This window comes from Pseudomonas sp. Pseusp49 (assembly GCF_059491875.1).
Map to the genome: position 1 here is coordinate 6,629,295 of NZ_CP168514.1, position 24,504 is coordinate 6,653,798.

Genomic DNA, 24,504 nt, shown 5'->3' on the forward strand with positions numbered 1-24,504 from the left:
TCATGAGCGAGTTGTCGCAAGTGTCGGTGACGGCGCTCAAGGGTGTCGGTGAAGCCATGGCCGAGAAACTGGCCAAGGTCGGCCTGGAAAACCTCCAGGACGTGTTGTTTCACTTGCCCCTGCGCTATCAGGATCGCACCCGTGTGGTCCCGATCGGCGCGCTGCGACCTGGGCAGGATGCAGTTATCGAAGGCACGGTCAGCGGCGCCGATGTGGTCATGGGCCGTCGGCGCAGCCTCGTGGTGCGCTTGCAGGACGGCACCGGCGGACTCAGCCTGCGCTTCTACCATTTCAGCAATGCGCAGAAGGAAGGCCTCAAACGCGGCACGCGGATTCGCTGCTACGGCGAGGCTCGGCCCGGTGCTTCGGGGCTGGAAATCTACCACCCGGAATATCGCGCCATCACTGGCGACGAACCACCGCCGGTGGATGAAACCCTGACTCCGGTCTACCCCCTCACCGAAGGTCTGACCCAACAGCGCCTGCGCCAGTTGTGCATGCAGACCCTCACCCTGCTCGGCCCCAGCAGCCTGCCCGACTGGCTGCCGAACGAACTGGCCCGCGACTACCAACTGGCACCGCTGGCCGATGCAATCCGCTACCTGCACAACCCGCCCGCCGATGCCGACGTCGATGAACTCGCCCTCGGCCATCACTGGGCGCAGCACCGCCTGGCTTTCGAAGAACTGCTGACCCATCAACTGTCGCAACAGCGCCTGCGCGAAAGCATGCGCGCCCTGCGTGCGCCCGCGATGCCCAAAGCCACGCGACTGCCGGCCAAATACCTGGCCAACCTCGGCTTCAGCCCGACCGGCGCCCAGCAACGGGTCGGTAACGAAATCGCCTACGACCTCAGCCAGCACGAGCCCATGCTACGGCTGATCCAGGGCGACGTCGGCGCCGGCAAAACCGTGGTCGCCGCCCTTGCCGCGCTGCAAGCGCTGGAGGCTGGTTATCAGGTCGCACTGATGGCGCCCACCGAGATTCTCGCCGAGCAGCACTTCATCACCTTCAAGCGCTGGCTCGAACCGCTGGGCATCGAAGTCGCGTGGCTCGCCGGCAAGCTCAAGGGCAAGAACCGCATCGCCGCGCTGGAGCAGATCGCCAGCGGCACGCCCATGGTGGTCGGCACTCACGCGCTGTTCCAGGACGAAGTGCAATTCAAGAACCTGGCGCTGGTGATCATCGACGAACAGCACCGATTCGGCGTGCAGCAGCGTCTGGCCCTGCGCCAGAAAGGCGTCGGCGGACGCATGTGTCCGCATCAGTTGATCATGACCGCCACGCCGATTCCGCGCACGCTGGCCATGAGCGCCTACGCCGATCTCGACACTTCGATCCTCGACGAACTGCCCCCAGGCCGAACCCCGGTCAACACCGTGCTGATCACCGACACCCGGCGGGTCGAAGTCATCGAGCGGGTACGCAGCGCTTGCGCCGAAGGGCGACAAGCCTATTGGGTATGCACACTGATCGAAGAGTCGGAAGAGCTGACCTGCCAGGCCGCCGAAACCACATACGAAGACCTGACCGCCGCCCTCGGCGAGCTGAAGGTCGGCCTGATTCACGGCCGCATGAAACCTGCGGAAAAAGCCGCAGTGATGGCCGAGTTCAAGGCCGGCAACCTGCAACTGCTGGTCGCGACCACGGTGATCGAAGTGGGCGTTGACGTACCCAACGCCAGCCTGATGATCATCGAAAACCCCGAGCGCCTGGGCCTGGCGCAACTGCACCAGTTGCGCGGCCGCGTCGGCCGCGGCAGCGCCGTCAGCCATTGCGTGCTGCTCTACCATCCGCCGCTGTCGCAGATCGGCCGCCAGCGCCTGGGCATCATGCGCGAAACCAACGATGGTTTTGTCATCGCCGAAAAGGACCTGGAATTGCGCGGCCCCGGCGAAATGCTCGGCACCCGCCAAACCGGGCTGCTTCAATTCAAGGTCGCCGATCTGATGCGCGATGCCGATTTGCTGCCCGCCGTGCGGGATGCGGCCCAGGCATTGCTCGAACGCTGGCCGACCCATGTCAGCCCGCTACTCGACCGTTGGCTGCGTCATGGCCAACAATACGGCCAAGTGTGACAACCGTCACAGTTTCTGAGGCGTGGCGTTAGGCAAGCTGGTTATACTTCTGCAATTGTTTAATCACGGATACAGACCATGACCGAAGTTGCCTTCGCACCCGATACCCCGCACGCTCCGTCGGTTATTCGGCTGATGCTGGGCAAGTTGGGCATTGCCTACGAAGAAGTGCTGGACCATCACGGCCTCAATGCCGCGCGCAAAGTGCAGGCTGTTCTGCTCGATGACAGCGTCGGCGCGTTGATGGTGCTGTTCCCGCAGAGCCAGTTGCTGGACCTCAATCGCCTGACCGAACTCACCGGTCGCCGCCTCACCGCCGTATCCACCGAGCGCCTGAAAAAAATGCTCGGCAAGCACAACCTCAGCTTGCTGCCGGGCCTGCCGGCGCTGACCAGTTCACCCTGCCTGTACGACGAAAGCCTGCTGCGTGAGCCGAAGTTGCTGGTCAACTCTGGTGAGCCGGGCGTGCTGCTGGAGGTCTCCAGCGAAGACTTCAAGACCATGCTGACCAAAGCCAGCGCCGCCAACTTCGGCGAAAACCTGACCAGCATCCGTCCGAACCTCGACCGCCCCGATGACGACCGCAAGGAAATCACCCAGGCCGTCCAGGCGTTTACCGCGCGGCGCATCCAGCAGCGCCTGGAAGAGACCATCGAGATTCCGCCGCTGGCCGAAACCGCGCAAAAGATCATCAAGCTGCGAGTCGACCCCAACGCCACCATCGACGACATCACCGGCGTGGTCGAAACCGACCCGGCGCTGGCCGCGCAAGTCGTGAGCTGGGCGGCGTCACCGTACTACGCCTCGCCGGGCAAGATCCGTTCGGTGGAAGACGCCATCGTGCGCGTGCTGGGCTTCGACCTGGTGATCAACCTGGCGCTGGGCCTGGCCCTGGGTAAAACCCTGAGCCTGCCCAAGGACCACCCGCAACAAACCACGCCGTACTGGCAGCAATCCATCTACACCGCCGCCGTCATCGAAGGCCTGACCCGCGCCATGCCGCGCACCCAGCGCCCGGAAGCCGGCCTGACCTACCTGGCCGGCCTGCTGCACAACTTCGGCTATCTGCTGCTGGCCCACGTGTTCCCGCCACACTTCTCGCTGATCTGCCGCCACCTGGAGGTCAACCCGCATCTGTGCCACAGTTTCGTGGAACAACACCTGCTGGGCATCAGCCGTGAGCAGATCGGCTCGTGGCTTATGCGCTACTGGGACATGCCCGAAGAGCTGTCCACCGCCCTGCGCTTCCAGCACGACCCGGCCTACGACGGCACCTACGCCGAATACCCGAACCTTGTCTGCCTGTCGGTGCGCCTGCTGCGCAGCCGAGGCATCGGTTCCGGTCCCGACGAAGGCATCCCGGACGCACTATTGGAACGCCTCGGCCTGAGCCGCGCCAAGGCCGAAGACGTGGTCAGCAAAGTGCTGGAAGCTGAAGTGCTGCTGCGTGAACTGGCGTCGCAATTCACTCAGGTATAAAAAATCAAAATCCCATCGCTTCTTCCAGAAGCGATGGGCCGCAAGAAAAAGCAAACATCCGATTCTCCTCATACCCAGACTTGGCCCAAGTTAAGTGTCAACCGAGATAACGCACCGCAAAATCAAACGTAGCATTGGTTCCAAGAGAAACGATTTTGTTATCTGTCGTTAACAGGCTATCCCGGAATCCTGATGTTTGCGCATCACGAAGCACGGCCCAACCATAGCCTCCACCAAATGTTCGATCCAGAGAGCCATCGAAGTTGTAGCAGGCAACCATCAGAAAATTAAACTCACCAACCCCCATAACGATGATTCTGTCTTGATGCAGCAATGCACACTCACTGAATAACAAATTCTGCAAAAAAGCGGGATACAGCGGCTTACCGCTATTGAAGACGGGATTTATAGTGCCGCTGGCGTTAAGAACGATTAACACCCCTTCAAAGTTGCTACCCCTAAACGATCGTCCAGATGCCACGATCCCCTCATTTGCTCTTACTGTTATTGAAGTAAGCAAGGATTGTCGCCCATCGGTACCGTTAGCGATGATCACTGTTCCTCTATCGCCGAACAAACGATCGATTTTGCCATCGCGGTCATAGCGGATGATAAATGCATCGCCATAGGAGTCGACACCGGAGAGGTATGCGCCACCAATCAACACGCCTTCTCCGTGTACAGCCAAACACTCATTGCGTACTCGTCGATTACCAATTGGTTGCTCAAGTGTTACATGACCACCATTAAAGCTTGTGTCCAGCGAGCCGTCTTCATTAAGACGAATCACAACTGTTGTCTGGGCGGTGTCGGAATAAATGTTGCTGCTTACATATATTTTTGCGTCCAGCTCGGAAACCGCAAGTTTACTACTGCCAAAAAAAACGAAATCAGCACCGAATAATTTTGCGGCCTCAAGTTTGACTTTCCCTCCCGCCCCGAAAGAGAGATCCACTTGCCCCCCCTCTAATAACCGCATGACATACAAGTCACTAGCGGCCGGTCCCGAGAAAGGGCCAAGGGCCAAGTATCCACCCTTTTTCAACGCATGTAATTGTCGCGGAAAGAAATTGCCTGTGCCATGAGGGATTTCAGCCACGCCGCCAATCCCGAATGAATCATCAAGTCTTCCGAACTCGGTCAATCGAGTGAGCTTCATTGGCAGGCCGTGGTCTTCTTTCGAAGCCGTAAGCAGTTTATTGCTGGGCAGACTGGCACAAGCGAATACGTTCTTCGGTAGCAGCACCAAGCCGCCAAAGCCAAAGGAAGGATCAAGAGCGCCTCGCGCTGTTGCTTTTGTTTCTGGTAGCTGATTCATCAACTTGCTCCCTGAGTGCTTGAGAGGATGTCCGCAAAACATTCCGCCCCAATTAACCGCCTCAGAGAACTAAATAGCAGCTGTCAGAAATGACAGCCAAACGTGTCTTTGCAAGCCTATTCAACGACATACCAGGCCAAGCTGGGTGGGTATTCATAAGTAGCGAGCAATATCAGTACCTGGCTGACCCGCGAAAAAACCAACGATGTCGCCGGAGCGCCGCCCGGAGCAAGCCACGCTCCCACCTGGATCACCTGAATCCTGTAGGAGCGGGCTTGTCCGCGAAGGTCGTCAACGATGACGCGTGCATCCTGGATAAACGCGGAGTACTTGAGTTTCTCGTCGGAACGCCGCCCGGAGCAAGCTCGCTCCTATGCCTTTTTCGGCTTCAAATACTTGGTCAGCCCCTGAAACCAGATCACCAGCGCCGGGTTGCCCTTTATCTGAATCGACTTGTCCTGAATCCCGGTCATGAACGCCAGTTGCTTGTTCTTCGCCTGCATCGTGGCAAAGCCATACGCGGCGTCTTTGAAGGCAATCGCAAACGCAGGCTCGGCATGCACACCCGATTGGCTGGTGATGCGCTGGTCCTTCACGCGGAATTGCCGCGCCACTTTCCCGTCTAGGGTCTGCAGCTGAAACACCAGGTCCTTGTCACCCAACTGTTGCTGAAACGCCGGATTGGTCCGGCTGGCCTTACCCATCAAAAAACCCAGCATCCACAGCAGAAAACGAAATTTCATGCGCACAGCCTCAGAAGGTAAATGAACGGCTTAGGCAGTTTAACGGCTTCAGGCGATAACACCACTATCTACTTGCGTTAGAAGAAGATCAGAACCATTACCCTCACGATGACTACCAAGTCACAATTATCCACACCACCTTCAAACGAAACACAATCTGTAGGAGCTGCCGAAGGCTGCGATCTTTTGATCTCAACCCTGGCCATCTCTCCGACGATGTTTGCTCGCGATAGCGCCCTCACTGACGCCATTGCCAGCAAGTCGGCTCCTGCAGGGTGCGGTATTTCAGGTACAAAAAATGGGCACCCAACCCTGGTTGGCGTGCCCATTTTTTATTCCACCCCCCGCTACGCGAGAGGCGAAAACGGCTTACGGATTGACGCTGTCTTTCAACGACTTGCCTGGCTTGAACGCAACGGTGTTGCTGGCCTTGATTTTGACGGGCTCACCGGTTTGCGGGTTTTTGCCGGTGCGGGCCCCGCGATGGCGTTGCAGGAAGGTGCCAAAGCCCACCAGCGTCACGCTGTCTTTGCGGTGCAGGGCACCGGTGATTTCTTCAAGAACGGCGTTGAGAACGCGGTTGGCTTGTTCTTTGGTGAGGTCTGCTTTTTCAGCAATGGCTGCAGCGAGGTCTGGTTTACGCATGTGAGTGAAGCCCCTTTGACGGTTTGTTGTTGTTATGTCCGTGCTGCTCTCTGCGGAGCAGCGCCAAAAGCGCCGCAGGTGCTCTACTCTGCGGCAGACGGGAGTGAGGATGGCACGCAGTGAGGCCCCGCGCCAGTATCGGCGCGGCCATTGTTAGGGCAAAAGGGGGGTGATTCCGACAGAACGACCGGTATTTATGCCAACAGGGCTGGAAGCTCTTTGTTCAGGGCCAGTTTTTCCATCACGGCGGCGCCTGTGAGGGCATAACCGAGCAGTTTGCCTGCGGCATCGCGGCATAGAACCTTGATGTCGGCGCCCTGCCCTTCGACGGTCCAGATGCCTTCCGCGCCCCGTGGCGGCGGGGACACCACCAGCGGGCACACCGGTGTTTTGACGGTGATCGGCATCGGGCCATAGGTGACGGCGGTCGGGCTTCCGGAGAGGGTTTGCGCCAGCGCTCGTGCACAGCTCATCAGGGGCATGACGTACAGCAGGTTCAACCCATCGACCTCGGCACAATCGCCCAGGGCGTAGATGTTGGCGTGGGAGGTCTTCAGGTGCCGGTCGACCATGATGCCGCGGTTGATCTGCAAACCGGCCGCAGCCGCGAGGTCGACGCGCGGGCGCAGGCCAATGGCCGAGACCACCACGTCGCACGGGATCACCTGGCCATCGGACAGGTGCGCTTCCAGACCGTCCGCCACGCGTTGCAGGCGATTGAGCACCGGCCCGAGGTGGAAACGTGCGCCGAGGCTTTCCAGGCCAGCCTGCACCGCTGCCGCGGCCGCCGGGTGTAACAGGGTCGGCATGACTTGTTCGCACGGTGCAACCAGTTGCACCTCGTAGCCGCCCAGGGTCAGGTCGTTGGCGAACTCGCAGCCGATCAGGCCGGCGCCGAGCAGCAGCACGCGGCGCTTGCCAGCGGCTGCCGCACGGAAGCGTGCGTAATCTTCCAGGTCGTTGATCGGGAATACGCAATCCGCCGCATCGCCTTCAATGGGCACGCGCACGGTTTCGGCGCCCCAGGCCAGGATCAGGTCGCGGTACATCACCGCTTCTTCACCGATCCACAGGCGCTTGTGGCCCGGGTCAATGCCGCTGATGCGCGTGTGGGTGCGTATTTCGGCCTTGAGTTGTTCGGCCATGGCGCCGGGTTCGGCCATGCTCAGGCCATCGGCGTCCTTGTTTTTGCCGAAGCCGGTGGAGAGCATCGGCTTGGAGTAGGAGCGCCCGTCATCGGCGGTAATCAAAAGCAGCGGGGTTTCGCTGTCGAGCTTGCGAAACTCGCGGGCGACGTTGTAGCCAGCCAGACCGGTGCCAATGATGACGACAGGTGCGTTCATTCCTTACTCCTCAATTATTCAGGCAGCGATTTCGATCATTTCAAAATCCATTTTGCCCACACCGCAGTCCGGGCACAGCCAGTCTTCCGGCACGTCTTCCCAACGGGTGCCCGGCGCAATGCCGTCATCCGGCCAACCGTCGGCTTCGTTGTAGATCAGGCCGCAGACGATACATTGCCACTTTTTCATCAGGTACTTCCTCAGGGTTCAGGCGTTTTGCCGGCCGGACGGTCGATGGTTGTAGCACTGCCGTCCAGCTCAGCGCGTTTTGTACTGATCGATGCCGCCGGATGCAAGCCTGTTCGGCGCAACGGCAGGCCAATTCAATCGATATCGGTGGCTGACATGTTAAGCTCGCCGCCTCATTTGCTGCCAATAATGACTCATTGTGCAACACACAGAATCCCCCTCTCCAGCTCCCCTCTGGCTCTCGCGCAGCGAACTGGCGCCCCTCCCCGATGCCTCCATCCTGGACTGGCTGTTCGACGAAGGCTCACTTACTCGACGCCTGATTCATCTGTCGAATGATGCCTTCAGCGTCTCGCCGATGTTCGAAGGCTGGCAAACCCTGCGCGCCGACGAATGCGCAGCGCTGGACCTGGCCGACGGCAGTGAAGGCTGGGTGCGCGAGGTGTATCTGCGCGGTCATGGTGAAGCCTGGGTGTTCGCCCGCAGCGTCGCCGCACGCAGTGCATTGCAAGGCGACGGTTTGCACATGGACGAATTGGGCAGCCGCTCCCTGGGTGAGTTGCTGTTCTGCGATCAGGCCTTTCAGCGTCGGGCCATCGAGGTTTGTCATTATCCTCAGGAATGGTTGCCAAGCGAGGTACGGGCGCCGGAACTATGGGGTCGCCGTTCACGCTTTGACCGCGGCGCGTTGAGTGTCCTGGTCGCCGAAATTTTCCTGCCTTCCCTGTGGGATGCCGCACGCGCCCAATCGGAGAACCTCTGATGTACCAAAGCCTGCTCAAGTCCTTGAACCGCTTGAACCCTCGGGCCTGGGACTTCATTCAGCTGACGCGGATGGACAAGCCGATCGGCATTTACCTGCTGCTCTGGCCAACGCTGTGGGCGCTGTGGATTGCCGGTAAGGGTTCGCCGTCCGTGGCCAACATTGTGATTTTCGTCCTGGGCGTAGTGCTGACCCGCGCCGGTGGCTGCGTGATCAACGACTGGGCGGACCGCAAGGTCGATGGCCATGTGAAACGCACCGAGCAGCGCCCACTGGTGAGCGGCAAGATCAGCTCGAAAGAGGCGCTGGTGTTCTTCGCATTGCTGATGGGCATCAGTTTCCTGCTGGTGCTGTGCACCAACGCCGCGACCGTGTGGCTGTCGCTGGGCGGTCTGGCGCTGGCGTTCAGTTACCCCTTCATGAAACGCTACACCTATTACCCGCAAGTGGTGCTGGGTGCCGCATTTTCGTGGGGGATGCCGATGGCGTTCACCGCAGAAACCGGTGAATTGCCGGCTGCGGCATGGCTGCTGTGGATCGCCAACCTGATGTGGACCGTGGGCTACGACACGTATTACGCGATGACCGACCGCGATGACGACCTCAAGATCGGCGTGAAGTCCACGGCAATCCTATTCGGTGATGCAGACCGGGTGATCATCCTGACCCTGCAAGGGCTGGCGCTCGGTTGCCTGTTGCTGGCGGGTTCGAAGTTCGACCTGGGTGGCTGGTTCCACCTCGGATTACTGGTGGCGGCGGGCTGCTTTGCGTGGGAGTTCTGGTACACCCGCGACAAGGACCGGATGCGTTGCTTCAAGGCGTTTTTGCACAATCACTGGGCGGGCTTGGCGATTTTCGTCGGGATTGTGCTGGATTACGCACTGCGTTGACCGTTGAAAGGATCGCAGCCTTCGGCAGTTCCTACCCGAAGGCTGCGATCTTTTGACGGTGTTACATATGCTCGCGAACGACGTGCCAGACATCTTTTTTCTTGTCACCCGTCATATCTCCGGGTTTTTTGTCGTCCTCGTAGTAGTACAGCGGCTTGCCGTCATAGGCCCATTGCATCTTGCCATCGTCACGCTTGATGACTGTCCATTTACCTTCGGCCTTGGCACCCGCCGGCGCCATCATTGGCGGCCAGTATTTGGCGCAGTCGCCGTTGCACATCGACTTGCCACCCGCGTCCTTGTCGAACGTGTAGACCGTCATGCCTTTGTGATCGACCATCATGCCGTCTTTCATCATCGCCGGGTCGGCGGCAAAGGCCAGTGTCGGCAGCGTTAACGCAGCAGTGACCAGCAAAACCTTCCAGGATTGAGCAATGTAGTTCATGGAAACCTTCCTCTTGTGGTTGTCAGGATCCGGACTTAGAGCTTAGCCCAGGATCCAGCCAATCGCTGGACGACTAAAATACTGTCACACGACTGCAATAATTCCGTTATCTAATGCGGCGCAAGACAGTTAAATGACAAGAGGATTAAGGGCATGGTTGGCAGGAGCATTCTGATCGTCGACGACGAAGCGCCTATTCGCGAAATGATCGCCGTTGCATTGGAAATGGCCGGCTATGACTGCCTGGAGGCTGAAAACTCCCAGCAGGCCCACGCCATTATCGTCGACCGCAAACCGGACCTGATCCTGCTCGACTGGATGCTGCCCGGCACGTCCGGCATCGAGCTGGCCCGTCGCCTCAAGCGTGATGAGCTGACCGGGGACATCCCGATCATCATGCTCACCGCCAAGGGTGAAGAGGACAACAAGATCCAGGGCCTGGAAGTCGGCGCCGACGACTACATCACCAAACCGTTTTCCCCCCGTGAGCTGGTGGCGCGCCTGAAAGCCGTACTGCGCCGTGCCGGCCCGACCGATGGCGAGGCGCCCATCGAAGTCGGCGGCCTGCTGCTGGACCCGATCAGCCACCGCGTGACCATCGACGGTCGTCCCGCCGAGATGGGCCCGACCGAATACCGCCTGCTGCAGTTCTTCATGACCCACCAGGAACGCGCCTACACCCGTGGCCAGTTGCTGGATCAGGTCTGGGGCGGCAACGTCTATGTCGAAGAGCGTACCGTCGACGTGCACATTCGGCGCCTGCGCAAAGCCCTCGGCGATGCTTACGAAAATCTGGTACAAACCGTGCGCGGCACCGGTTACCGCTTTTCCACCAAAGCCTGATAACAGCAGCTGCAAGCTTTAAGCTACAAGCGGCAAGTTAAGGCCGCTGTGGCTTGAAGCATGCGGCTTGAAACTTGAAGCTGAGTTAAGGACGCTCCGTGAACCAAAACTGGCATGGCACCCTGATTCGCCACATGCTGCTACTGGTCACCGCCTGCCTGGTGATCGGCCTGATCACCGGCTATTACGGCTGGAGCCTCGCCGCAGGCCTGGGTCTTTACCTGGCCTGGACCCTCAAGCAATTGCTGCGTCTGCACGAGTGGCTGCGCCTGCACAAGCCTGATGAAGCGCCGCCCGACGGCTACGGCCTGTGGGGCGAGGTGTTCGACAGCATCTACCACCTGCAGCGCCGCGACCAAAGGGTACGCGGGCGCCTGCAAGCGGTGATCGACCGGGTTCAGGAATCCACCGCCGCGCTGAAAGACGCGGTGATCATGCTCGACACCGACGGCAACCTGGAATGGTGGAACCGCGCCGCCGAAACCCTGCTGGGCCTCAAGACCCCACAGGACAGCGGCCAACCGGTGACCAACCTGGTGCGCCATCCGCGCTTCAAGGAATACTTCGAGCAAGACAGCTACGCCGAACCGCTGGAAATTCCTTCGCCGACCAACGACCGCGTGCGCATTCAGCTGTACATCACCCGTTACGGCAATAACGAACACTTGATGCTGGTGCGTGACGTGACGCGCATCCATCAGCTCGAGCAAATGCGCAAAGACTTCATTGCCAACGTTTCCCATGAACTGCGCACGCCGTTGACGGTGATCTGCGGCTACCTGGAAACCCTGCTCGATAACGTCGACGAGGTGAACCCGCGCTGGGGCCGTGCCTTGCAGCAGATGCAGCAACAAGGCGGTCGCATGCAGACCCTGCTCAACGACCTGTTGTTGCTGGCCAAGCTGGAAGCCACCGATTATCCCTCGGACAACCAGCCGGTGCCGATCGACAGCTTGCTGCAATCGATCAAGAGCGATGCGCAGCAGTTGTCCGGCCAGAAAAACCAGAAAATCACCCTGGAAGCCGACCCGACGATTCTGCTCAAGGGCAGCGAAGCGGAGTTGCGTAGCGCGTTTTCCAACCTGGTGTTCAACGCCGTGAAATACACCCCGGCCGAAGGCAACATCCGCATTCGCTGGTGGGGCGATGACCAGGGGGCGCACCTGAGTGTGCAGGATTCCGGGATCGGCATCGATGCCAAGCACCTGCCGCGCCTGACCGAACGCTTCTATCGCGTCGACTCCAGCCGCAACTCCAACACCGGAGGCACCGGCCTGGGGCTGGCGATCGTCAAACACGTTTTGTTACGTCATCGGGCACGGATGGAAATCAGCAGCGTACCGGGCCACGGCAGTACCTTTACCTGCCACTTTGCGCCGGCTCAGGTCACCCAATCACGGGTTATCAGCACCGCCGACTGATACCGGCCAGCACGCGCCACTAGGCAACCGCCCAGTCAGCCGCTACATTGGCTGACTTGCGTCTGCCTTTCAGGCGCGATTCTTACTTCCCTTTCGAATACACGGAACCCGCAAAACTCCATCATGGACCCTTCCCCTGGCTTGACCCTCGCTACAATTTTCGCCGACTTCGGCATGATTCTTTTTGCTCTGATCCTGGTTTTGCTCAACGGCTTTTTCGTTGCGGCGGAGTTTGCCATGGTCAAGCTGCGCTCGACCCGGGTCGAGGCCATCGCTGATAAAAACGGCTGGCGCGGGCACATCCTGCGCACCGTGCACAGTCAGCTCGATGCGTACCTGTCGGCCTGCCAATTGGGTATCACCCTCGCCTCCCTCGGGCTGGGTTGGGTCGGTGAGCCCGCGTTTGCCCACATTCTTGAGCCGGTGTTGAGCGCTGTCGGCGTTGAATCGGCCGAAGTGGTCAAAGGCATCTCGTTCTTCACCGCGTTCTTCATCATTTCGTACCTGCACATCGTGGTCGGTGAGCTCGCCCCCAAATCCTGGGCGATCCGCAAACCCGAATTGCTGTCGCTGTGGACCGCCGTGCCGCTGTACCTGTTCTATTGGGCCATGTACCCGGCCATCTACCTGCTCAACGCCAGCGCCAACACCATCCTGCGCATTGCAGGGCAAGGTGAACCCGGCCCGCATCACGAGCATCACTACAGCCGTGAAGAACTGAAACTGATCCTGCACTCCAGCCGTGGCCAGGACCCGAGCGACCAAGGCATGCGCGTGCTGGCCTCGGCGGTGGAAATGGGCGAACTGGAAGTGGTCGACTGGGCCAACTCCCGCGAAGACCTGGTGACCCTGGAGTTCAACGCACCGCTCAAGCAGATCCTGGCGATGTTCCGTCGCCACAAGTTCAGCCGCTATCCGGTGTACGACAGCGAACGCCAGGAGTTCGTCGGCCTGCTGCACATCAAGGATCTGCTGCTGGAACTGGCGGCGCTGGACCACATTCCCGAGTCGTTCAACCTCGCCGAACTGACCCGTCCGCTGGAGCGCGTGTCGCGGCACATGCCGCTGTCGCAGTTGCTGGAGCAGTTCCGCAAGGGCGGTTCGCACTTCGCCGTAGTCGAAGAGGCCGACGGCAACATCATCGGCTACCTGACCATGGAAGACGTGCTGGAAGTGCTGGTAGGCGACATCCAGGACGAACACCGCAAGGCCGAGCGCGGGATCCTCGCGTACCAGCCGGGCAAGTTGCTGGTGCGGGGCGATACGCCACTGTTCAAGGTTGAACGGCTGCTGGGCATCGACCTCGACCACGTCGAAGCTGAAACCCTTGCCGGGCTGGTTTATGAGAGCCTCAAGCGCGTTCCGGAAGAGGAAGAAGTGCTGGAAGTCGAAGGCCTGCGGATCATCATCAAGAAGATGAAGGGGCCGAAGATCGTCCTGGCCAAGGTGTTGATGCTCGATTGACCTGAAAGATCGCAGCCTTCGGCAGCTCCTACAGGGCTATGTGAACACCGCGATTTTTTATTGCTTGCCCAACGCAAAGTTGGGCAAGGCACCCACCGGCTGGTTGAACTGATACGGAATCGACACCAGCCCCAGCCCGGTATTGCGCTGCACCACGAAGTGCAAATGCGGCCCGGTGCTGTTGCCAGTGTTGCCGGATAACGCCAAAGCACTGCCTACCGTTACCCGCTGACCTTCCCGAACGCAGACCGAACCTTTCTTCAGGTGCAGGTAGACACCCATGGTCCCGTCATCGTGCAGCACCCGCACGAAATTGCCGGAGGCATCGGTGCCGCGCCCGCTTTGTCCGTTCTCGGTCTTCACCACCACCCCGCCTCGCGCGGCAATGATCGGCGTGCCCTCGGGCATCGCAATGTCCATGGCGTAACGGCTCTTGGGGCCAAAGTGGCTGTAGGGCCCATTGGCACCCTGACTGATCCGGAACGGACCGCCACGCCAGGGCAACGGGTACCGATAGCCCACCGTGGGGCCCGAGGGGTCGCCCAGGGAATACTTGAACTTCGGGACGTACGCCAAAGGCATTCCACCTTTGGCTGCCGTGAGCTGCGCCAGGCGAACGCTGCTGCGCATCGGTATCACGCGCCGAATCGTCTTGCCCGGCACACCGCTGGCGTTCTTCACCCCGGCAAAACTCAATTCGACCTCTACCGGTGCATACAGGTCATTGCGCACATAGACGCTGTGCACGCCGTTTTTCTTCATGATGATCAGGCGCACCTGACGCTCAAGGTGCTCGACCATGCCATCGCGGAAAACGAACACATGGGCGCCTTTGCTGGGGCGGTCGCTGTAGGAAACCACGCCATTGGCGTCTTTGGACTTGTAGATGGTCATGGCCACGGCCGAGGTGGCGACCATGAACAGGCCACAGAAAAACAGCAGGCGCGTGAACATGGGCAAGGATTCTGTCGAATGGGAACTGAGATGGAGCCTAGCAGCTGCTATGGACCCGGGTAGTCGGCAGATGTTTCAAGAGACAAAATCAAAAGATCGCAGCCTTCGCCAGCCTGTAGGAGCTGCCGAAGGCTGCGGTCTTTCACAGGCGACGAAGATCAGGCGCCAGGAATGAAGTGCTTCTGCGCCGTCCCCCGCGCAATCAGGCGCGAGATGTAATCGAGCTTCTGCGCATCCTGATCGACAAAGCGGAAGGTCAGTTGCAGCCAGTCGCTATCAGGCTTCGGTTCGTGGGCCACGACGGCATGCAGATAGCCGTTGAGGCGGGCGATTTCGGCATTGTCGCCCTGCTCCAGGTCCAGCACGGCGCTGTCGAGGATCTGCGGCAGGGTCTCGGTGCGCTTGACCACCAACAGGGCTTCCTTGAGGCTCAGGGCCTTGATCACGCACTGCTGGATGCCGTTCGGCAAACGCAGTTGACCCTGGCCACGGCCGCTGGCGGGTGCTGAAGAGGCCGCAGGCGCCTTGACCGGCGGGCTGTTGAGCAAGCCTTTGGACGGTGCAGGCGGGGCCGTTGGCGTGGTGACAGGCGCCTTGCCAGCGGTCAGGGCTGAGAGGGAGTCGTTGGCGAATGCAGGGCTGGTTTTGGTCGCGGCTACGTTGATCAAGGCATCGAGCTTGCCGACCTTGTGCAGCGCCTGCTTGACCTTGGTGATCAGCTGTTCGTTGGTGAACGGCTTGCTGACATAACCGGATACCCCGGCCTGGATCGCCTGGACGACGTTCTCCTTGTCACCACGGCTGGTCACCATCACGAAGGGCATGGCTTTGAGGTTGTCTTGCTCACGGCACCAGGTCAGCAGTTCCAGGCCGGACATTTCCGGCATTTCCCAGTCGCACAGGACCAGGTCGAATGCTTCCTTGGCCAGCATGGCCTGGGCCTTTCTGCCGTTGATCGCGTCTTCGATCCGCATGCCCGGGAAATAATTGCGCAGGCACTTTTTCACCAAGTCACGAATGAACGACGCGTCGTCCACGACCAACACACTGACCTTACTCATCCATCACCCCTTTTAAAAATCCCGGCCAGCATACCGCCTTGCTGATGGCACATTGCCAAAAAACCTTCAGTCACGCCGGACTTTTCGTTCACGGGTGCTGCTTTTCGAATGCGTAGGCCACAAACAAAAACGCCCGGCCAACAGGCCGGGCGCTTTACTTGGGCAACCTTACTTATCGTCAGTTTTGCCCGGAACATTAGCGGTTTCGCCGGTTGTTCCTTCGACTTCTTCCTTCATGCGCTTGAGACCCATGTGCCGCACGTCGGTGCCGCGTACCAGGTAGATCACCAGCTCCGAGATATTGCGCGCGTGGTCGCCGATACGCTCCAGCGAACGCAGTACCCAGATAATGCTCAGAACCCGCGAGATAGAACGCGGATCTTCCATCATGTAGGTCGCCAGCTCACGCAGGGCGGTCTTGTATTCGCGGTCGATGATCTTGTCGTACTGCGCCACCGACAAGGCCAGCTCGGCATCGAAACGAGCAAAGGCGTCCAGTGCATCACGGACCATGTTGCGCACCTGGTCACCGATGTGGCGCACTTCGACGTAACCGCGCGGCGCCTCGCCTTCTTCGCACAGCTGAATGGCGCGACGGGCGATCTTGGTCGCTTCGTCACCGATGCGCTCCAGGTCGATCACCGATTTGGAAATGCTAATGATCAGTCGCAGGTCGGACGCTGCCGGCTGGCGACGGGCGAGAATGCGCAGGCATTCTTCGTCGATGTTGCGTTCCATCTGGTTGATCTGGTCGTCGATCTCGCGCACCTGCTGGGCCAGGCCGGAGTCGGCCTCGATCAGCGCGGTGACCGCGTCGTTGACCTGCTTCTCGACCAGCCCGCCCATGGCCAGGAGGTGGCTGCGCACTTCCTCCAGTTCGGCGTTGAACTGGGCAGAGATGTGGTGGGTTAAGCCTTCCTTCGAAATCATCTTTTGCTCCGCGATAGCTGTGAGCTGCAAGCTACAAGCTGCAAGCTGTGTTGTGTCGTACTCGGACCGCTCTTACTTGCCGCTTGAAGCTTGCGGCTTGCAGCTGTTCCTAGCCATACCGGCCCGTGATGTAGTCTTCGGTCTGCTTCTTCGCCGGATTGGTGAACAGGGTGTCGGTATCGCCAAATTCCACCAGTTTGCCCATGTACATAAACGCGGTGTAGTCGGAAACCCGCGCCGCCTGCTGCATGTTGTGGGTCACGATGACGATGGTGAACTTGGATTTCAGTTCGTAGATCAGCTCTTCGACTTTCAGCGTGGAGATTGGGTCGAGTGCCGAGCAGGGTTCGTCGAGCAGCAACACTTCCGGTTCAACGGCGATGGTGCGGGCGATCACCAGACGCTGCTGCTGACCACCGGACAGGCCCAGTGCCGACTCGTGCAGGCGGTCCTTGACCTCATCCCACAGTGCCGCGCCCTTGAGTGCCCACTCGACAGCTTCGTCGAGCACGCGCTTCTTGTTGATGCCCTGGATGCGCAGGCCGTAAACCACGTTTTCGTAGATGGTTTTCGGAAACGGGTTGGGCTTCTGAAACACCATGCCGACGCGACGACGCAGTTCGGCCACGTCTTCGCCCTTGCGGTAGATGTTATTGCCGTACAGGTTGATCTCGCCTTCGACGCGGCAGCCATCCACGAGGTCGTTCATGCGGTTGAAAGTTCGCAGCAGTGTTGACTTGCCACAGCCGGACGGGCCGATGAAGGCGGTCACGCGCTGCTTCGGGATGTTCATGCTGACGTCGTACAGCGCTTGTTTTTCGCCGTAGAACAGGCTCAGGCCAGGTACTTCGATGGCTACGGTTTCCTGCTCGAGGTTCAGGCTCTGTTTGTCGCGACCCAGTGCCGACATGTTGATGCCGTGGGTATGTGCTTCGTGCTGCATGGGAGGCTCCCTGTGCTAACAAATTCGGTTCGGAACGCTGCTTGTTGCAGTTCCCATCAATATTCTGGTGGACGCGGTCCAGTGTGGAAGCGGGCTTGCTCGCGAAGAGGCCGGCACATTCAACATCAATGTTGCCTGACCCACCGCTTTCGCGAGCAAGCCCGCTCCCACATTGGAGATCAGCTGTCCAAAGCTTTGTACTTCTCGCGCAGGTGGTTACGGATGTACACCGCCGACAGGTTCAGCGTCGCGATCACCAGCACCAGCAGCAGCGCCGTGGCGTACACCAGCGGTCGTGCGGCTTCGACGTTCGGGCTCTGGAAGCCGACGTCATAAATGTGGAAGCCCAGGTGCATGATCTTCTGGTCCAAGTGCAGGTACGGGTAGTTACCGTCCACCGGCAACGACGGCGCCAGTTTCACCACACCCACCAGCATCAGCGGCGCCACTTCCCCCGCGGCACGAGCCACGGCGAGGATCATGCCGGTCATCATCGCCGGGCTGGCCATCGGCAATACGATCTTCCACAAGGTTTCAGCCTTGGTCGCGCCGAGGGCCAACGAGCCTTCACGCACGGTGCGAGGAATCCGTGCCAGGCCTTCTTCAGTGGCCACGATCACCACCGGCACTGCCAGCAGCGCCAGGGTCAGCGAAGCCCAGAGCAGACCCGGCGTGCCGAAGGTCGGCGCCGGCAAGGCTTCCGGGAAGAACAGACGGTCGAGCGAGCCACCCAGCACATAGACAAAGAAGCCCAGGCCGAACACCCCGTAAACGATGGCCGGAACACCTGCCAGGTTGTTCACCGCGATGCGGATCACCCGGGTCAGCGCGTTCTGCTTGGCGTATTCACGCAGGTACACCGCCGCCAGCACGCCGAACGGGGTCACGATCATCGCCATGATCAGGGTCATCATCACGGTGCCGAAAATGGCCGGGAAGATACCGCCCTCGGTGTTCGCTTCACGCGGGTCGTCGCTCAGGAACTCCCAGACCTTGCTGAAGTAGAAACCGATCTTGGTGGTCGTGCTCATGGCGTTCGGCTGGTAGGCGTGAACCACTTTGCCGATGCCGATTTCGATTTCCTTACCGTTCGCATCGCGGGCGGTCAGGCTGTCGCGGTTGAACTGCGCATGCAGATCGTTCAGGCGCGCTTCAACATCCTGATAGCGGGCATTGAGTTCGGCGCGCTCCGATTCCATGTCCGCTTGTGCGGTGGCGTCGAGCTTGCCATCCAGCTCCAGCTTGCGACCGTGCAAGCGGACGCGCTCGAGACCGGCGTTGATCGCGCCGATGTCGGTTTTTTCCAGGCTCTTGAGCTGTGCGGCCAGCTTGTTCACGCGGTCGACACGGGCTTGCAACTCAGGCCATGCGGCTTCGCCTTCAGCGACAATCTTGCCGTCCTGTTTGACGTTGACCAGGTAACCGTAGAAGTTGCCCCACTCACGCCGCTCGATCGCCATCAGCTCCGGCGGCGTCGTCTGGTTGGTCAGCCACTCGCCGACGACCCAGGTGAAGTCGTTGCCGTTCAGGTCACGGTTGCCGACCTTGATCAGCTCGCGGGTCATGAACTCCGGGCCCTGCTCAGGCACCGGCAGGCCGGCGCTCTTCAAGCGGGCACGGGGTACTTCTTCCTTCTGTACCACTTCACCAATGACCAGATGCTGGCCCTGGCCCGGTACGTCGTAGCTGGCGTGGATCAGATCCGCCGGCCAGAAGTGACCCAGGCCGCGCACGGCAATCACTGCCAGCAGGCCAATGGTCATGATGACCGCGATGGACACCGCGCCACCGCTGATCCAGACGCCGGGGGCGCCGCTCTTGAACCATCCTTTCAGGGAGTTCTGTTTCACAGACTTCTACCTTTCTTAAAGCGACGAGTATTTCTTGCGCAGACGCTGACGAATCAGTTCTGCGAGGGTGTTCATGACGAAGGTGAACAACAGCAGCACCAGCGCCGAGAGGAACAGCACGCGGTAGTGGCTGCCGCCGACTTCCGACTCGGGCATTTCCACTGCAACGTTGGCCGCCAGGGTGCGCAGGCCTTCGAACAGGTTCATTTCCATGACCGGGGTGTTACCGGTGGCCATCAGCACGATCATGGTTTCACCGACCGCACGGCCCATGCCGATCATCAGCGCCGAGAAGATGCCCGGGCTCGCGGTAAGGATCACCACGCGAGTCATGGTCTGCCACGGCGTGGCACCGAGGGCCAGGGAGCCCAGGGTCAGGCCACGCGGCACGCTGAACACGGCGTCTTCGGCGATGGAGTAGATGTTCGGGATGACCGCGAAGCCCATGGCCAGGCCGACTACCAGGGCGTTGCGCTGGTCGTAGGTGATGCCCAGGTCGTGGGAGATCCACATGCGCATGTCGCCGCCGAAGAACCAGTTCTCCATGAACGGACTCATGTACAGCGACAGCCAACCCACAAACAGGATCACCGGAATCAGCAGCGCACTTTCCCAACCGTCCGGGACTTTCAGGCGGATCGACTCAGGCAGGCGACTGAAGGTGAAACCAGCGACCAGGATGCCGATCGGCAGCAGCATCAGCAGGCTGAAGATGCCCGGCAGGTGCCCTTCCACATACGGCGCGAGGAACAGACCGGCGAAGAAGCCGAGGATCACCGTCGGCATCGCTTCCATCAATTCGATCACCGGCTTGACCTTGCGGCGCATGCCCGGAGCCATGAAGTACGCGGTGTAGATCGCAGCGGCAACGGCCAGTGGAGCGGCCAGCAGCATGGCGTAGAACGCGGCTTTCAGGGTACCGAAAGTCAGCGGCGACAGGCTCAGCTTGGGTTCGAAGTCGGTGTTGGCGGCGGTCGATTGCCAGACGTATTTAGGCTCGTCGTAGTTCTCGTACCAGACCTTGCTCCACAGTGCGCTCCACGAGACTTCCGGGTGCGGATTGTCGAGCAGCAGCGGGTGCAGCTTGCCGCCCGCTTCCACGATCACGCGGTTGGCGCGAGGCGACAGACCGAAAATGCCCTGGCCTTCGGCAACCGGCTCAACCAGCAAGGTGCGGTGGGCAGTGCTGTGGAACACACCGAGCTTGCCGGAAGCGTCAAGGGCAATGAAGCCTTTGCGGCGCTCTTCAGCAGTGATTTCAACGATAGGCGTGGTGCCCATCTGGAAGGTGCGGATCTGCTTCAGGCGTTGTTCGCCATCCGGGTCACGGGCCATGAACCACTGGGCCAGGCCACCCTTGGAATCGCCGATGATCAGCGAGATGCCGCCTACCAGCTGGGTGCTGGCGGTGACTTGCGCTTCACCGTCTTCAAGCAGTTTGTAGCGACCGTTGAGGCTCTTGTCGCGCAGGCTGAACACGTCGGCCTGGGCACGCCCGTTGATCACGTACAGCCACTGCTGACGCGGGTCGACGAAGATGTTCTTCACCGGCTCGTTCATCTGCGGCAGGTCGATACGCTTCTGCTCGTTGGTGACTTCACCGGTCATCATGTTCTCTTCGCTGGTCAGCGACAGAACATTCAGTTGCGAACCGGTGGCGCCCACCAGCATCAGGGTCGAATCGTTGGCGTTGAGGCTGACGTGCTCCAGCGCACCGCCGGCTTCGTTCACCGCGATTGGCGCTTCGCCATACGGGTACTCGACGGCCGGGGTGATGGTTTTCTTGCCTTCCGGGTAGCTGACTTTATAGGTGTGACGGAACACCAGTGCCTGACCGTTCGACAGACCCACCGCCACCAGAGGGTGGCCTGGCTGGTCTTCACCGATGGAGGTCACGGTGGTGCCGGCCGGAATCGGCAAATCGACGCGCTTGAGTTCGGCGCCACTGTCGATGTCGAAGAACAATGCCTGGCCCTTGTCGGAAACCCGCATCGCCACCTGATTCTGCTCTTCCAGGGAGATCATCAGCGGCTTGCCGGAATCCTGCATCCAGGCCGGAACGATCGCATCTTTCGCAGTCAGGCTGGCACCCTGGAACAACGGCGCAACCACGTAGGCGAGGAAGAAGAAGATCAGTGTGATGGCTGCCAGCACCGCCAGACCGCCGATGAGGACGTACCAGCGGGTGAAGCGATCCTTGAGCGCGCGGATGCGACGCTTGCGTTGTAATTCAGGCGTATTGAAGTCAATTCGCTTGGGGGGATTAGTAGTCATTGTGGAATTGGCCAGATCATTCATTCGCACACCCTAGCGATCCTGTATGACAGAAAGATGACAGTGCAGTGACGCAACAAATCCGCCGCCCGGAGGAACCGGCAGCGGATAGAGAATTTGGGGGTTGTGTAGGAGCTGTCGAGGGAACCGAGGCTGCGATCTTTTGATCTTGCCGTTGAGAAAAGCCAGATCAAAAGATCGCAGCCTCGCTCCGCTCGACAGCTCCTGCACAGGAATCCGGGATTACCCCGGATTCAGGGTTTTACTTTTTTGCGACTTCAGCGCCGCCTTCCGCGAGACCCAGGTCAGCCAGAGCTTTGGCAGCAACCTTGGCCGGCAGTGGGATGTAACCGTCTTTCACTACAACTTCCTGGCCCTGTTTCGACAGAACCAGTTTCACGAACTCGGCCTCCAGCGGGGCCAGAGGCTTGTTCGGGGCTTTGTTGACGTATACGTAGAGGAAGCGGGACAGCGGGTACTTGCCGTTCAGGGCGTTTTCTTCGGTGTCTTCGATGAAGTCCTGGCTGCCTTTCTTGGCCAGGGCCACAGTCTTCACGCTAGCGGTCTTGTAACCGATGCCCGAGTAACCGATACCGTTCAGCGAGGAGCTGATCGACTGCACGACCGAAGCCGAACCTGGCTGCTCGTTCACGTTAGGCTTGTAGTCGCCTTTGCACAGGGCTTCTTCCTTGAAGTAGCCGTAGGTGCCGGATACCGAGTTACGACCGAACAGCTGAACCGGCTTGTTGGCCAGGTCGCCGGTCACGCCCAGGTCGCCCCAGGTTTTCACGTCGGTTTTAGCGCCGCACAGACGAGTGGACGAGAAGATCGCGTCGACTTGTTCCATGGTCAGGTGCTGGATCGGGTTGTCCTTGTGTACGAATACCGCCAGGGCGTCCACGGCAACCGGGATTGCGGTTGGCTTGTAGCCGTACTTCTGTTCGAAGGCAGCCAGTTCGGTGTCCTTCATCTTGCGGCTCATCGGGCCCAGGTTGGAGGTGCCTTCAGTCAGCGCAGGTGGCGCGGTGGCGGAACCAGCGGCCTGAATCTGGATGTTTACGTTCGGGTATTCTTTCTTGTAGTTCTCAGCCCAGAGGGTCATGAGGTTGGCCAGGGTATCGGAGCCGACGCTGGACAGGTTGCCCGACACACCAGTGGTCTTGGTGTAGCTCGGGATAGCAGGGTCAACAGCGGCAACCGCGTTGGCAGTCGCAACGCCAGCAGCGACAAAAGTCATTGCCGCCATCAAACGCTTCAGTTTCATGCCTTACTCCTAGCAGATAGGGTGTGTTAAGTCGGGGCCAAGTATCAGCAGGCCGTGTGAACACTCTATGGCTGAAATATGACAATTGGATGAAAGGCCAGTATTCAGTGTTTCCAGGTAATACCGCGTTATCGTTCTTCGCGAGCAAGCCCGCTCCCACAGGGGGATCTGCGGCGAACACAGAACCAATGTGGGAGCGGGCTTGCTCGCGAAGGCGTCAGTACAGTCGATACAAAAGGTCGATCAACGCCCTTTCTTCCAGAGATACGCCCCCACCACAATCCCGACCCCGCACAGCACCGCCACGTAGTAGGCCGGCCCCATCGGGCTTTCCTTGAGCAGCAGACTGACGATCATCGGCGTCAGACCACCGAAAATGGCGTAGGCCACGTTATAGGAGAACGACAGGCCGCTGAAGCGCACTACCGGCGGGAACGCCTTGACCATCACGTACGGCACCGCACCGATGGTGCCGACCAGCAGACCAGTCACCGCGTACATCGGAAACAGCCAGTCCGGATGGTCGGCCAGGCTGTGGTAGAAGGTCCAGGAGCTGGCCAGCAACGCGGCGCAGCCCAGGACGAAGACTCGCCCTGCACCGAAGCGATCCGCCAGCGCGCCGGCGATAATGCAGCCAAAGCTCAAAAAGACGATGGCCACGCTGTTGGATTGCAGAGCCGTGGTCGGTGAGAAGTGATAGACCGTCTGCAACACAGTCGGGGTCATCAGGATCAACACCACGATGGCGGCCGACAGCAGCCAGGTCAGCAGCATCGAAATGGCGATGGCACCGCGATGATCACGCAGCACCGCGCGCAGCGGCACCTCTTCGGCCAGGGCCTTGCGCTGTTGCAGCTCGGCGAACACCGGGGTTTCGTGCAGCCAGCGACGCAGGTACACCGAGAACAGTCCGAATACGCCGCCCAGCAGGAACGGAATCCGCCAGGCGTAATCCGACACTTCCACCGGGGTATAAATGCTGTTGATTGCCGTGGCAACCAGCGAGCCGAGCAGGATGCCCGCCGTCAGACCGCTGGTCAGGGTGCCACAGGCGTAGCCGATATGACGCTGCGGCACGTGTTCGGAAACGAAGACCCACGCCCCCGGCACCTCACCGCCAATGGCCGCGCCCTGGATCACCCGCATCAGCAGCAACAGGATCGGTGCCCACATACCGATCTGCGCATAGGTTGGCAACAAACCCATGATCAGGGTCGGCACGGCCATCATGAAGATGCTCAGGGTGAACATTTTCTTGCGGCCCAGCAGGTCGCCGAAATGCGCCATCACGATGCCGCCCAGCGGCCGTGCCAGATAGCCGGCGGCGAAAATGCCGAAGGTCTGCATCAGGCGTAGCCACTCAGGCATGTCCGCCGGGAAGAACAGCTTGCCCACCACCGTGGCGAAGAACACGAAGATGATGAAGTCGTAGAACTCCAGCGCACCGCCCAGGGCAGACAGCGATAGAGTCTTGTAGTCGTTGCGGGTCAGCGGACGTGCGGGTTGTTCTGGCTGCGCGATGCTCGAGGGCGCTGTGGTCATGGCAAGGGCTTCTCTTATAGTCGGATCTGCAACCTCAACAACGCTGGTTGAGGCCTGGGCAGGTC

21 protein-coding genes are annotated in these 24,504 nt (G+C 60.0%); 7 read left to right on the forward strand and 14 right to left on the reverse strand.

Translation table 11 applies throughout. The features are described 5' to 3' along the window. The first annotated feature begins 2 nt into the window (after positions 1–2). On the forward strand, positions 3–2,078 hold the full coding sequence (recG, locus tag ACEN83_RS29740; protein ID WP_495579081.1) for an ATP-dependent DNA helicase RecG: 2,076 nt from the start codon (positions 3–5) through the stop codon (positions 2,076–2,078). Between the two features lie 78 nt (positions 2,079–2,156). After that, positions 2,157–3,557, forward strand: a complete 1,401-nt coding sequence (locus tag ACEN83_RS29745; protein WP_495579082.1) for an aminoacyl-tRNA deacylase and HDOD domain-containing protein — start codon at positions 2,157–2,159, stop codon at positions 3,555–3,557. Positions 3,558–3,654: 97 nt separating this feature from the next. Here the strand turns inward: ACEN83_RS29745 and ACEN83_RS29750 are convergent, their stop codons facing one another. The 5 genes from ACEN83_RS29750 to ACEN83_RS29770 form a co-directional block, all read right to left on the reverse strand. After that, positions 3,655–4,875, reverse strand: a complete 1,221-nt coding sequence (locus ACEN83_RS29750) for an NHL repeat-containing protein (protein WP_495579083.1) — start codon at positions 4,873–4,875, stop codon at positions 3,655–3,657. 371 nt (positions 4,876–5,246) lie between these two features. After that, on the reverse strand, positions 5,247–5,618 hold the full coding sequence (locus tag ACEN83_RS29755) for a helicase (protein ID WP_218473084.1): 372 nt from the start codon (positions 5,616–5,618) through the stop codon (positions 5,247–5,249). 369 nt (positions 5,619–5,987) lie between these two features. Beyond that, a complete protein-coding gene (locus tag ACEN83_RS29760; RefSeq protein WP_003195589.1) occupies positions 5,988–6,263 on the reverse strand; it encodes an HU family DNA-binding protein in 276 nt (91 codons plus the stop codon). A gap of 194 nt (positions 6,264–6,457) precedes the next feature. Then, on the reverse strand, positions 6,458–7,606 hold the full coding sequence (locus ACEN83_RS29765; RefSeq protein ID WP_495579084.1) for an NAD(P)/FAD-dependent oxidoreductase: 1,149 nt from the start codon (positions 7,604–7,606) through the stop codon (positions 6,458–6,460). An 18-nt stretch (positions 7,607–7,624) separates the two neighbouring features. After that, positions 7,625–7,795, reverse strand: coding sequence for a rubredoxin (locus ACEN83_RS29770; protein WP_007975200.1), 171 nt, complete (start codon positions 7,793–7,795; stop codon positions 7,625–7,627). 199 nt (positions 7,796–7,994) lie between these two features. On the opposite strand from ACEN83_RS29770, the gene ACEN83_RS29775 reads away from it, so the two are divergent. Beyond that, complete coding sequence (locus ACEN83_RS29775; protein ID WP_495579085.1) at positions 7,995–8,558, forward strand: chorismate--pyruvate lyase family protein; 564 nt, start codon at positions 7,995–7,997, stop codon at positions 8,556–8,558. Further along, a complete protein-coding gene (ubiA, locus tag ACEN83_RS29780) occupies positions 8,558–9,448 on the forward strand; it encodes a 4-hydroxybenzoate octaprenyltransferase (RefSeq protein ID WP_495579086.1) in 891 nt (296 codons plus the stop codon). The genes ACEN83_RS29775 and ubiA overlap by 1 nt, the downstream gene beginning before the upstream one ends. A 61-nt stretch (positions 9,449–9,509) precedes the next feature. Here the strand turns inward: ubiA and ACEN83_RS29785 are convergent, their stop codons facing one another. Next, a complete protein-coding gene (locus ACEN83_RS29785) occupies positions 9,510–9,893 on the reverse strand; it encodes a COG4315 family predicted lipoprotein (protein ID WP_116579771.1) in 384 nt (127 codons plus the stop codon). Positions 9,894–10,046: 153 nt separating this feature from the next. On the opposite strand from ACEN83_RS29785, the gene phoB reads away from it, so the two are divergent. The 3 genes from phoB to ACEN83_RS29800 all read left to right on the forward strand — a co-directional run bounded on the left by phoB (position 10,047) and on the right by ACEN83_RS29800 (position 13,621). Continuing rightward, a complete protein-coding gene (phoB, locus tag ACEN83_RS29790) occupies positions 10,047–10,736 on the forward strand; it encodes a phosphate regulon transcriptional regulator PhoB (protein WP_003229608.1) in 690 nt (229 codons plus the stop codon). Between the two features lie 134 nt (positions 10,737–10,870). Further along, positions 10,871–12,157 carry a phosphate regulon sensor histidine kinase PhoR gene (phoR, locus tag ACEN83_RS29795; protein WP_495580922.1) on the forward strand — a complete coding sequence of 429 codons (1,287 nt, stop codon included), beginning with the start codon at positions 10,871–10,873 and terminating at the stop codon, positions 12,155–12,157. A gap of 123 nt (positions 12,158–12,280) precedes the next feature. Beyond that, positions 12,281–13,621 (forward strand): hemolysin family protein, encoded by a 1,341-nt coding sequence (locus ACEN83_RS29800; RefSeq protein WP_007975205.1) that lies wholly within the window; start codon positions 12,281–12,283, stop codon positions 13,619–13,621. A gap of 57 nt (positions 13,622–13,678) precedes the next feature. Here ACEN83_RS29800 and ACEN83_RS29805 read toward each other — a convergent pair whose 3' ends face one another. The 8 genes from ACEN83_RS29805 to ACEN83_RS29840 all read right to left on the reverse strand — a co-directional run bounded on the left by ACEN83_RS29805 (position 13,679) and on the right by ACEN83_RS29840 (position 24,439). After that, positions 13,679–14,575: a peptidoglycan DD-metalloendopeptidase family protein gene (locus tag ACEN83_RS29805; RefSeq protein ID WP_495579087.1), complete on the reverse strand. Its 897-nt coding sequence runs from the start codon at positions 14,573–14,575 to the stop codon at positions 13,679–13,681. Positions 14,576–14,733: 158 nt separating this feature from the next. After that, complete coding sequence (locus tag ACEN83_RS29810; RefSeq protein ID WP_495579088.1) at positions 14,734–15,636, reverse strand: response regulator; 903 nt, start codon at positions 15,634–15,636, stop codon at positions 14,734–14,736. Positions 15,637–15,804: 168 nt separating this feature from the next. Continuing rightward, positions 15,805–16,566: a phosphate signaling complex protein PhoU gene (gene phoU / locus ACEN83_RS29815; RefSeq protein WP_116579774.1), complete on the reverse strand. Its 762-nt coding sequence runs from the start codon at positions 16,564–16,566 to the stop codon at positions 15,805–15,807. Positions 16,567–16,675: 109 nt separating this feature from the next. Further along, on the reverse strand, positions 16,676–17,509 hold the full coding sequence (gene pstB, locus ACEN83_RS29820) for a phosphate ABC transporter ATP-binding protein PstB (RefSeq protein ID WP_007971742.1): 834 nt from the start codon (positions 17,507–17,509) through the stop codon (positions 16,676–16,678). Between the two features lie 179 nt (positions 17,510–17,688). Then, a complete protein-coding gene (gene pstA / locus ACEN83_RS29825; RefSeq protein WP_495579089.1) occupies positions 17,689–19,359 on the reverse strand; it encodes a phosphate ABC transporter permease PstA in 1,671 nt (556 codons plus the stop codon). A gap of 15 nt (positions 19,360–19,374) precedes the next feature. Next, on the reverse strand, positions 19,375–21,657 hold the full coding sequence (locus ACEN83_RS29830) for an ABC transporter permease subunit (RefSeq protein WP_495579090.1): 2,283 nt from the start codon (positions 21,655–21,657) through the stop codon (positions 19,375–19,377). Between the two features lie 238 nt (positions 21,658–21,895). After that, positions 21,896–22,897, reverse strand: coding sequence for a phosphate ABC transporter substrate-binding protein PstS (locus tag ACEN83_RS29835; protein WP_116579776.1), 1,002 nt, complete (start codon positions 22,895–22,897; stop codon positions 21,896–21,898). A 243-nt stretch (positions 22,898–23,140) separates the two neighbouring features. Further along, complete coding sequence (locus ACEN83_RS29840) at positions 23,141–24,439, reverse strand: MFS transporter (protein ID WP_495579091.1); 1,299 nt, start codon at positions 24,437–24,439, stop codon at positions 23,141–23,143. Positions 24,440–24,504 lie beyond the last annotated feature (65 nt).

Bases quoted from the DNA above. Each gene is read 5' to 3' on its own strand.
- pstB (WP_007971742.1), bottom strand. From the start codon at position 17,509: ATGCAGCACGAAGCACATACCCACGGCATCAACATGTCGGCACTGGGT.
- ACEN83_RS29770 (WP_007975200.1), bottom strand. From the start codon at position 7,795: ATGAAAAAGTGGCAATGTATCGTCTGCGGCCTGATCTACAACGAAGCC.
- ACEN83_RS29835 (WP_116579776.1), bottom strand. From the start codon at position 22,897: ATGAAACTGAAGCGTTTGATGGCGGCAATGACTTTTGTCGCTGCTGGC.
- ACEN83_RS29830 (WP_495579090.1), bottom strand. From the start codon at position 21,657: ATGAATGATCTGGCCAATTCCACAATGACTACTAATCCCCCCAAGCGA.
- ACEN83_RS29760 (WP_003195589.1), bottom strand. From the start codon at position 6,263: ATGCGTAAACCAGACCTCGCTGCAGCCATTGCTGAAAAAGCAGACCTC.
- ubiA (WP_495579086.1), top strand. From the start codon at position 8,558: ATGTACCAAAGCCTGCTCAAGTCCTTGAACCGCTTGAACCCTCGGGCC.
- ACEN83_RS29840 (WP_495579091.1), bottom strand. From the start codon at position 24,439: ATGACCACAGCGCCCTCGAGCATCGCGCAGCCAGAACAACCCGCACGT.
- ACEN83_RS29755 (WP_218473084.1), bottom strand. From the start codon at position 5,618: ATGAAATTTCGTTTTCTGCTGTGGATGCTGGGTTTTTTGATGGGTAAG.
- phoU (WP_116579774.1), bottom strand. From the start codon at position 16,566: ATGATTTCGAAGGAAGGCTTAACCCACCACATCTCTGCCCAGTTCAAC.
- ACEN83_RS29805 (WP_495579087.1), bottom strand. From the start codon at position 14,575: ATGTTCACGCGCCTGCTGTTTTTCTGTGGCCTGTTCATGGTCGCCACC.
- ACEN83_RS29750 (WP_495579083.1), bottom strand. From the start codon at position 4,875: ATGAATCAGCTACCAGAAACAAAAGCAACAGCGCGAGGCGCTCTTGAT.
- phoR (WP_495580922.1), top strand. From the start codon at position 10,871: ATGCTGCTACTGGTCACCGCCTGCCTGGTGATCGGCCTGATCACCGGC.
- recG (WP_495579081.1), top strand. From the start codon at position 3: ATGAGCGAGTTGTCGCAAGTGTCGGTGACGGCGCTCAAGGGTGTCGGT.
- ACEN83_RS29765 (WP_495579084.1), bottom strand. From the start codon at position 7,606: ATGAACGCACCTGTCGTCATCATTGGCACCGGTCTGGCTGGCTACAAC.
- ACEN83_RS29810 (WP_495579088.1), bottom strand. From the start codon at position 15,636: ATGAGTAAGGTCAGTGTGTTGGTCGTGGACGACGCGTCGTTCATTCGT.
- phoB (WP_003229608.1), top strand. From the start codon at position 10,047: ATGGTTGGCAGGAGCATTCTGATCGTCGACGACGAAGCGCCTATTCGC.
- ACEN83_RS29800 (WP_007975205.1), top strand. From the start codon at position 12,281: ATGGACCCTTCCCCTGGCTTGACCCTCGCTACAATTTTCGCCGACTTC.
- ACEN83_RS29785 (WP_116579771.1), bottom strand. From the start codon at position 9,893: ATGAACTACATTGCTCAATCCTGGAAGGTTTTGCTGGTCACTGCTGCG.
- ACEN83_RS29745 (WP_495579082.1), top strand. From the start codon at position 2,157: ATGACCGAAGTTGCCTTCGCACCCGATACCCCGCACGCTCCGTCGGTT.